The following is a 7,065-nucleotide window of genomic DNA, read 5'->3' on the forward strand; positions in this document are numbered from 1 at the left end:
GGAGTGGATCTCGGCGGGCGGGCGGGTGTGCACGGCAGGGCTCCTTCTTCGGCATGGGGGCGGAGGGGAGGGAGAGGGGGAGAGGAACACCTCCTGGGGTCCGTCAGTCGTCGGCGCGCGGAAGCGCGTGCGTGTGGAAGCGGACCGCCCTGGTGCCCTCCTCGGGCGGCAGGTCGCGGTAGCTGTCGATCAACTCGTGCATCCTGTGGATGAGTTCGAGGGTCCGTGCGGGCGTCAGCTGCAGGGTGAAGTCGCTGATGTCCGAGGCGCGCCGCCACTCCTGCGACCAGCCGTGAGCGGTGCCGAGCCAGGTGCTCATCTCCTGCGTGTGGATCGTCGCGATCTCGTGCAGGAAGAGGTCGGCCGCCCCGCGCGTGGCCGGGTCCTCGTCGTACAGCAGCTCCTCGTCGAACCGGGTGCCCTCGTGGGCGGCCCGCCACCAGCGCTCGCGGCCCTTGCCGTGCTCGGGCGCGTCCTCGACGAAGCCGTGCGCGGCGAGCTGGCGCAGGTGGTAGCTGGTGGAGCCGCTGGACTCGCCGAGGCGCTCCGCCAGTTGCGAGGCGGTGGCGGGGCCGTCGTGGCGCAGCGTGGCCAGCATGCGGATGCGCAGCGGGTGGGCGAGCCCGCGCAGCGAGCGGGCGTCGAGCGTACGGAGCTTCGGTGGCGGGGATTGCGTCGGCTCTTCGGGCATGGCACGACAGTAGAGTTGCAAAGGTTTCTATGCAAGGGTTTCTTTGCAACGCGTTCTTGGGATTCGAACCCGGCCCCACCGCACGGGGGCTCGGCACCGCACGGGGGCTCAGCCCTCCTGCGCCGCCTGCTCCACCAGCGGGATCACCCGCAGCGGTACCGGGTTCTCCATCACGATCGCCGTCGAGGCGCGCACGATCCCCTCGAAGCCGACGACCCGGTCGATCACCCGCTGCAGATCGGCGTTGGACCGGGCCACGAGCCGGCACAGCATGTCCCCGTGGCCGGTCGTCGTGTGCAGCTCCAGCACCTCCGGCACGCCGTTCAGGTGCGCCCGTACGTCCGCCCCCTGGCCCTGTTTGATCTCCAGCGTGGCGAAGGCGGTCACCGGATACCCGAGCGCCGCCGGGTCCACCTGGGGGCCGAACCCGCGGATGACCCCGTTCGACTGGAGCCGGTCGAGCCTGGCCTGCACGGTGCCGCGGGCCACGCCGAGCCGGCGCGAGGCCTCCAGGACCCCGATCCGGGGCTCGCGCGCGAGGAGGACGATCAGCCTGCCGTCGAGTTCGTCGATTCCCATGGCTGCCTCCCGGGCGCGGGGGTGGTCATACTGCACAGATCTCTCAGCCATCCTCGGCCCCGACTGGGCAGTCTGTACAGCCAAAGAGGAAACTATTGCGCAGCTTGTGGATCGGCGGGACTCTGCGCTCATGACTGAGTCTCTGGCGAACCTCGAAACCACCACTCCTCTCACCTCGCGTGAGGCCGACCCCTTCCCCGTGAAGGGCATGGACGCGGTCGTCTTCGCCGTGGGCAATGCCAAGCAGGCCGCGCACTACTACTCCACCGCGTTCGGCATGAAGCTCGTCGCCTACTCCGGACCGGAGAACGGCGTCCGCGAGACGGCCAGCTACGTCCTCACCAACGGCGCCGCGCGCTTCGTCCTGACCTCGGTCATCAAGGCGACGACCGACCGCGGCCGCTTCCTCGCCGAGCACGTCGCCGACCACGGCGACGGCGTGGTCGACCTCGCCATCGAGGTCCCGGACGCCCGCGCCGCCTACGCGTACGCCGTCGAGCACGGTGCGCGCGGTCTCGACGAGCCGTACGAGGTGAAGGACGAGCACGGCACCGTGGTGCTCGCCGCCATCGCCACCTACGGCCAGACCCGTCACACTCTGGTCGAGCGCAAGGACTACACCGGCCCCTACCTGCCGGGTTACGTCGCCGTCGACCCGCTGGTCGAGGGCCCGGCCAAGCGCACGTTCCAGGCCATCGACCACTGCGTGGGCAACGTCGAGCTCGGCCGCATGAACGAGTGGGTCGGGTTCTACAACAAGGTCATGGGCTTCACGAACATGAAGGAGTTCGTGGGCGACGACATCGCCACCGAGTACTCGGCGCTGATGTCGAAGGTGGTCGCGGACGGCACCCTCAAGGTGAAGTTCCCGATCAACGAGCCGGCGATCGCGAAGAAGAAGTCGCAGATCGACGAGTACCTGGAGTTCTACGGCGGCGCCGGCGTCCAGCACATCGCGCTCGCCTCGAACGACATCGTGGCGACCGTCCGGTCGATGCGGGCGGCGGGCGTCTCCTTCCTGGACACCCCGGACTCGTACTACGACACGCTGGGCGAGTGGGCGGGCGAGACCCGCGTGCCGGTGGAGACCCTGCGCGAGCTGAAGATCCTCGTCGACCGCGACGAGGACGGCTACCTGCTGCAGATCTTCACCAAGCCCGTCCAGGACCGCCCGACGGTGTTCTTCGAGATCATCGAGCGGCACGGCTCGATGGGCTTCGGCAAGGGCAACTTCAAGGCGCTGTTCGAGGCCATCGAGCGCGAGCAGGAGAAGCGCGGCAACCTGTAGGCCCCGGGCCGGCAGACCACAGAGCCTCCGGCCTACGGCCTCAGGGCCCCCGGCGCCGCTTCCGGCGTCCGGGGGCCCTGCCCGTCCGGGCCGGCCGCGGCGCCGTCAGGAGCCGGCCGCGCCGGGCTTGGGCGACGGCTTCGGCTTGGCCGCCTTCGGGAGTTCCGGAGCCACCCACGGCTTCGACGGCTGCATGTTCTCCGGGCCGCCCGCCGGCGGCTGGCCGATCGAGGCCAGCGCCTGCCTCGCCTGCGGGACCCGGGCCGGCGAGAACCGCGGGTTCGTCCGCAGCGCCTCCTCCAGGTAGCGCCTGGCCCCGGCCTCGTCGCCCAGGCTCCGCTCGATCATCGCCCGGTGGAACGAGAACTCCGCGCTCCGCATCCCCCGCTCCGTCGACTTCTTCGCGTACTCCAGCGCGGCCGTGTCGTCGCCCGTCCTGTGCAGCGCCCACGCCAGCGCGTCCGCGACCTCCATGCTCTTGTGCCGCGCCCACTCCTGCGTCAGCCGCCGCACGGCCGCCGCCGGATCCCCGTGGTCCGCCTCGAACAGGCCGAGCACCACCGCGTCGTTCACCCCGTCCACGGGCCCCCGCGCCGCGGCCGTACGCAGCATGTCGTACGGGACCTTCGCCTCCTCCCGGCGTCCCAGCGCGTCCAGCAGCTCGCCCAGCTCCAGCGCCAGCCTCGGCACCGGCGCCCGGCCCAGCGCCATCCGGTAGTCCCGCACCGCCTCCCCGCCCCGGCCCAGCCCCGCCAGCGCCCTGGCCCGGCCGCCCAGCGCCTGGGCCTGCGCCGGATCCGCGCGCAGCGCGCCCTCGTACTGGCGCAGCGCCTCCGCCGCGTCGCCCCGCTCCCAGGACAGCTCCCCGAGGCGGAACAGCACGTACGCCTTCTCCGCCGGGGCCTTCGCCGCGCCTCCGGCGTGCTCCATCGCCATCGTCGCGTCCTCGCGCCAGCCGCGGTCCCGGTAGACCTGCGAGGCCCGGATGAACGCCGCCAGCCCCGGACGCAGGTCCAGCAGCCGCTCCATCGACCGCTCGGCGGCCTTGTAGTCGCCCAGGCCCGTGTACGCGTCCACCAGCACCGGGTAGGCCGTCCACCGGTTGGGCGCCTGCGCCCGGACGAGCTCGCCCCACTTCTTGCCGGTCCCGAAGTCGCCCCGGGCATTGGCCAGCGTGCCCATGCCCGTCATCGCGTCGAAGTTGCCCTTCTCGGCGGGGCGGATCTCCAGCGACCGCTTCAGCGCCTTCTCGGCCTTCGGGTACCAGGCCGGCTCCGTCGTCCGGCGCGCCTGCTCCAGATAGGCGGCCCCGAGGACCGCCCAGGACGCGTCGTCCTTCGCGTGCCCGGCGACCCACTTCTCCCGGTCCGCCACCAGCGCCGTCAGGTCCACCGCCGCCGCCGGCGCGCCCATGCCGACGGCCGACGCGGCCCGTTCGGTGGGTCCCGGAGGGCGGGCGTCGTCGCCCTGGCGGGCCGGCCGGATCAGCAGGGCCCCGGCGATCAGCACCACGGCGACCCCGGCCGCCACGAGCGTCTTGCGCCCGGTGAAGGTCACGGGCGGCGCGGGCTGCTGCGCCTCCTCCTCGATGCGGGCGGCGCGAGCGGCACGCGCGGCACGAGCAGTACGGGCGATACGGGAGATACGCGCGGTACGGGTGGCACGGTCCATGGGGTCACTGTGCGTCAATATGAAGAGTTCGCCGAGGTGTCCGAAGCCCGTCGCGGCCGTGTTCACACCGATGGCCCCTGGTGCCACGCTGGGCCCATGGATGTCATGGATGTCAAGGACGGCGCCGGGGAAGACGATCTCTCCCCGCGCCTGTACGCGAGCCTCCTGGCGGGGCTCCCCGCCGAAGCCCTCCTCACCGACCCCGAGGTGACCGCCTCCTACGCCACCGACATGGCCGCCTTCTGCGCCGCCGGCACCCCGGCGGTGGTGGCCCTGCCCCGCACCGTCGAACAGGTGCAGCACGTGATGCGCACCGCCACCGCCCTGCGGGTACCCGTCGTCCCGCAGGGCGCCCGCACCGGCCTGTCGGGCGCCGCCAACGCCTCCGACGGCTGCATCCTGCTCTCCCTGGTCAAGATGGACCGGATCCTGGAGATCAACACCGTCGACCGGACCGCCGTCGTCGAGCCGGGCGTCGTGAACGCGGTGCTCTCACGGGCCGTCGCCGAGCGGGGCCTGTTCTACCCGCCCGACCCCTCCAGCTGGGAACAGTGCACGATCGGCGGCAACATCGGCACCGCCTCCGGCGGCCTGTGCTGCGTCAAGTACGGGGTCACCGCCGAGTACGTGCTCGGCCTCGACGTGGTCCTCGCCGACGGCCGGCTGCTGCGTACGGGCCGCCGGACCGCCAAGGGAGTCGCCGGATACGACCTCACCCGGCTCTTCGTCGGCTCCGAGGGCAGCCTCGGCGTCGTCGTCCAGGCCGTACTCGCCCTGCGCCCCGCACCGCCCCGGCAGCTCGCTCTGGCCGCCGAGTTCCCCTCCGCCGCGGCCGCCTGCGAGGCCGTGTGCGCCGTCATGGAGGCCGGACTCACCCCCTCGCTGCTGGAGCTGATGGACCGTACGACCGTCCGGGCCGTCAACGCGCTCGGCAAGATGGGCCTGCCCGACACCACCGAGGCCCTGCTGCTCGCCGCCTTCGACACCCCGCACGCCCCCGAGGACCTCGCGGCCGTGGGCGAGCTGTGCGCGGCCGCCGGAGCCACCGCCGTGGTCCCCGCCGAGGACGAGGCCGAATCCGAACTGCTCCTCCAGGCCCGCCGGATGTCGCTGACCGCCCTGGACGCCCTGCGCCCGGCGACGATGATCGACGACGTCTGCGTACCGCGTTCGCGGCTCGCCGAGATGCTGGACGGGACGGCCGCCATCGCCCGCGCCTACGACCTGCTCATCGGGGTCTGCGCGCACGCCGGCGACGGCAACACGCACCCGGTGGTCTGCTTCGACCCGGCCGACGAGGACGAGACGCGGCGGGCCCGTGAGTCCTTCGACGAGATCATGGCGCTCGGGCTGGCCCTCGGCGGGACCATCACCGGCGAGCACGGGGTCGGGGTCCTGAAGAAGGAGTGGCTGGCGCGCGAACTGGGGCCGGTGGGGATGGAGATGCAGCGCGCGGTCAAGCAGGCCTTCGACCCGCTCGGCCTGCTCAACCCCGGCAAGCTCTTCTGACCGCACGCCGGGTATGGAGCGTACGAGCCCGAGGTGGCGGATCCGCATCACAGGTCGCCCTCCGCCGACTCGTCCGACGGCCACGGGTCGTGCATCCACAGGTCGTCGGCCGGGGTCGGCGCGAGCAGCTCCGCCAGCGCGGCGTCCAGGCCCAGCCGCTCGGCCTCGGTGCCGGGCGGGACCGCGCGCAGCGTGCGCTCCAGCCATGCCGACACCGCGGTGGCCGGGGCCTCCAGCAGGGCGTCGCCGTCGGGGGAGGTCAGCGCCATGCAGAGGACGGCCTTCTTGTCGACCTTGGTGGGCCAGATCCGGACGTCTCCGTGGCCGCACGGACGGAACACCCCCTCGACCAGCAGCTCGCGGGCGAAGGTCCAGTTGACCGGGGTGCTGGAGCCGGCGTGGAAGGTGATGTGCACGGCGTACGGGTCCTCCGTCAGGTAGACCAGCCGGGCCGGGACGGCGACGCTGCGCTCGGGGGACAGGACCAGCTTGAGTTCCAGCTCGCGTTCGACGACGGGGTGGTGCATGGCGGCCTCACTTCGGGGTCTCCGGTTCGTTGCGCGGGGCGGGGTTCGCGCCCCACACCCGCAGAGAGCGCCGATGTGCCCGGGTATGACGCGACTTCGGGCAGCGGATCGGGGATTGGCCGGATCCTGTCGGGTGTCCGAAAACAGTCGGAGGGCGCGAGGTTCGCTCAAAGGCTTGGATTCTCCCGTTACCGGACCTCTCGGGGCACGGTTCTTGGCTATGGTCCTGCCCTTGCACAAGCCTCAAGCCACGATCGGAGTTGGGGACATTGACGGCCTCCCCTGGTGACGGCGAGCACGCGGCCCGCGAGGGCTACTACCCCGACCCGTCCATCCCCGGTTTCGTCCGGTACTGGAACGGCCTCAACTGGGTTCCGGGGACGAGCCGCCCCGCTGCCGCTGCCGCCGCTACTCCCGCCGCTCCGAGCTCCCCCGCCGCCCGGTCCGACGAGACCGGGCCGGTCTTCCTGGACGAGACCGGCATGAGCGAGGCGCTGGCGCAGCCGCTCGCCTCCGCCGTGCCGGGGGCTTCGTGGCAGGCCGATCCCCTGCACCAGTCCGGCTTCGGCGGGCCCCGCGACCACCGGATCTCCTGGGGCGGCCCGGCGCAGCCGGAGCCCGAGGCGGGGCACGCGTCCGCCCGTCCGGCGCCGGCGGGGCTCTCGCCGGGCCGCGGGCCGCGCCCCGATCCGCTGGAGGCGGCCGAGCGGGCCGAGCGCGGGCCGGGGGTCTCCTTCGCCCGTACGCCCTCCGCGACCGCGGAGCGGTTCCCGGCGCAGACCGCCGTACGGGGCTCCGCG

Annotated in this window: 7 protein-coding genes; 3 read left to right on the plus strand and 4 right to left on the minus strand. The window is 72.6% G+C overall.

Going from position 1 to position 7,065, the window contains the following annotated elements; genetic code table 11:
• Positions 1-103: 103 nt before the first annotated feature.
• The gene (locus ACS04_RS10175; RefSeq protein ID WP_048476217.1) at positions 104-691 is read right to left on the minus strand and encodes an ArsR/SmtB family transcription factor; all 588 of its coding nucleotides are present in this window, start codon (positions 689-691) and stop codon (positions 104-106) included.
• A 108-nt stretch (positions 692-799) separates the two neighbouring features.
• Positions 800-1,270, minus strand: coding sequence for an Lrp/AsnC family transcriptional regulator (locus tag ACS04_RS10180; protein ID WP_048476218.1), 471 nt, complete (start codon positions 1,268-1,270; stop codon positions 800-802).
• A gap of 130 nt (positions 1,271-1,400) precedes the next feature.
• Here ACS04_RS10180 and hppD point away from each other — a divergent pair, with 130 nt between their 5' ends.
• Positions 1,401-2,558, plus strand: a complete 1,158-nt coding sequence (gene hppD / locus ACS04_RS10185; protein WP_048476219.1) for a 4-hydroxyphenylpyruvate dioxygenase — start codon at positions 1,401-1,403, stop codon at positions 2,556-2,558.
• Positions 2,559-2,663: 105 nt separating this feature from the next.
• Here hppD and ACS04_RS10190 read toward each other — a convergent pair whose 3' ends face one another.
• A complete protein-coding gene (locus tag ACS04_RS10190) occupies positions 2,664-4,229 on the minus strand; it encodes a tetratricopeptide repeat protein (RefSeq protein ID WP_158977229.1) in 1,566 nt (521 codons plus the stop codon).
• Positions 4,230-4,334: 105 nt separating this feature from the next.
• Here ACS04_RS10190 and ACS04_RS10195 point away from each other — a divergent pair, with 105 nt between their 5' ends.
• Positions 4,335-5,738, plus strand: coding sequence for an FAD-binding oxidoreductase (locus ACS04_RS10195; RefSeq protein WP_245236351.1), 1,404 nt, complete (start codon positions 4,335-4,337; stop codon positions 5,736-5,738).
• A 47-nt stretch (positions 5,739-5,785) separates the two neighbouring features.
• On the opposite strand, the gene ACS04_RS10200 is transcribed toward ACS04_RS10195, so the two are convergent.
• Positions 5,786-6,265, minus strand: a complete 480-nt coding sequence (locus ACS04_RS10200; RefSeq protein WP_048476221.1) for an SsgA family sporulation/cell division regulator — start codon at positions 6,263-6,265, stop codon at positions 5,786-5,788.
• Positions 6,266-6,525: 260 nt separating this feature from the next.
• On the opposite strand from ACS04_RS10200, the gene ACS04_RS10205 reads away from it, so the two are divergent.
• Positions 6,526-7,065 (plus strand): DUF2510 domain-containing protein (locus ACS04_RS10205; protein WP_245236346.1); only part of this gene is annotated, 540 nt, incomplete at its 3' end.

The organism is Streptomyces roseus, from assembly GCF_001044425.1.
GTDB lineage: Bacteria > Actinomycetota > Actinomycetes > Streptomycetales > Streptomycetaceae > Streptomyces > Streptomyces roseus.

Excerpts from the sequence above, each read along its gene's own strand:
- ACS04_RS10190 (WP_158977229.1), bottom strand. The coding sequence starts at position 4,229 with ATGGACCGTGCCACCCGTACCGCGCGTATCTCCCGTATCGCCCGTACT.
- ACS04_RS10180 (WP_048476218.1), bottom strand. The coding sequence starts at position 1,270 with ATGGGAATCGACGAACTCGACGGCAGGCTGATCGTCCTCCTCGCGCGC.
- ACS04_RS10200 (WP_048476221.1), bottom strand. The coding sequence starts at position 6,265 with ATGCACCACCCCGTCGTCGAACGCGAGCTGGAACTCAAGCTGGTCCTG.
- ACS04_RS10195 (WP_245236351.1), top strand. The coding sequence starts at position 4,335 with ATGGATGTCAAGGACGGCGCCGGGGAAGACGATCTCTCCCCGCGCCTG.
- hppD (WP_048476219.1), top strand. The coding sequence starts at position 1,401 with ATGACTGAGTCTCTGGCGAACCTCGAAACCACCACTCCTCTCACCTCG.
- ACS04_RS10175 (WP_048476217.1), bottom strand. The coding sequence starts at position 691 with ATGCCCGAAGAGCCGACGCAATCCCCGCCACCGAAGCTCCGTACGCTC.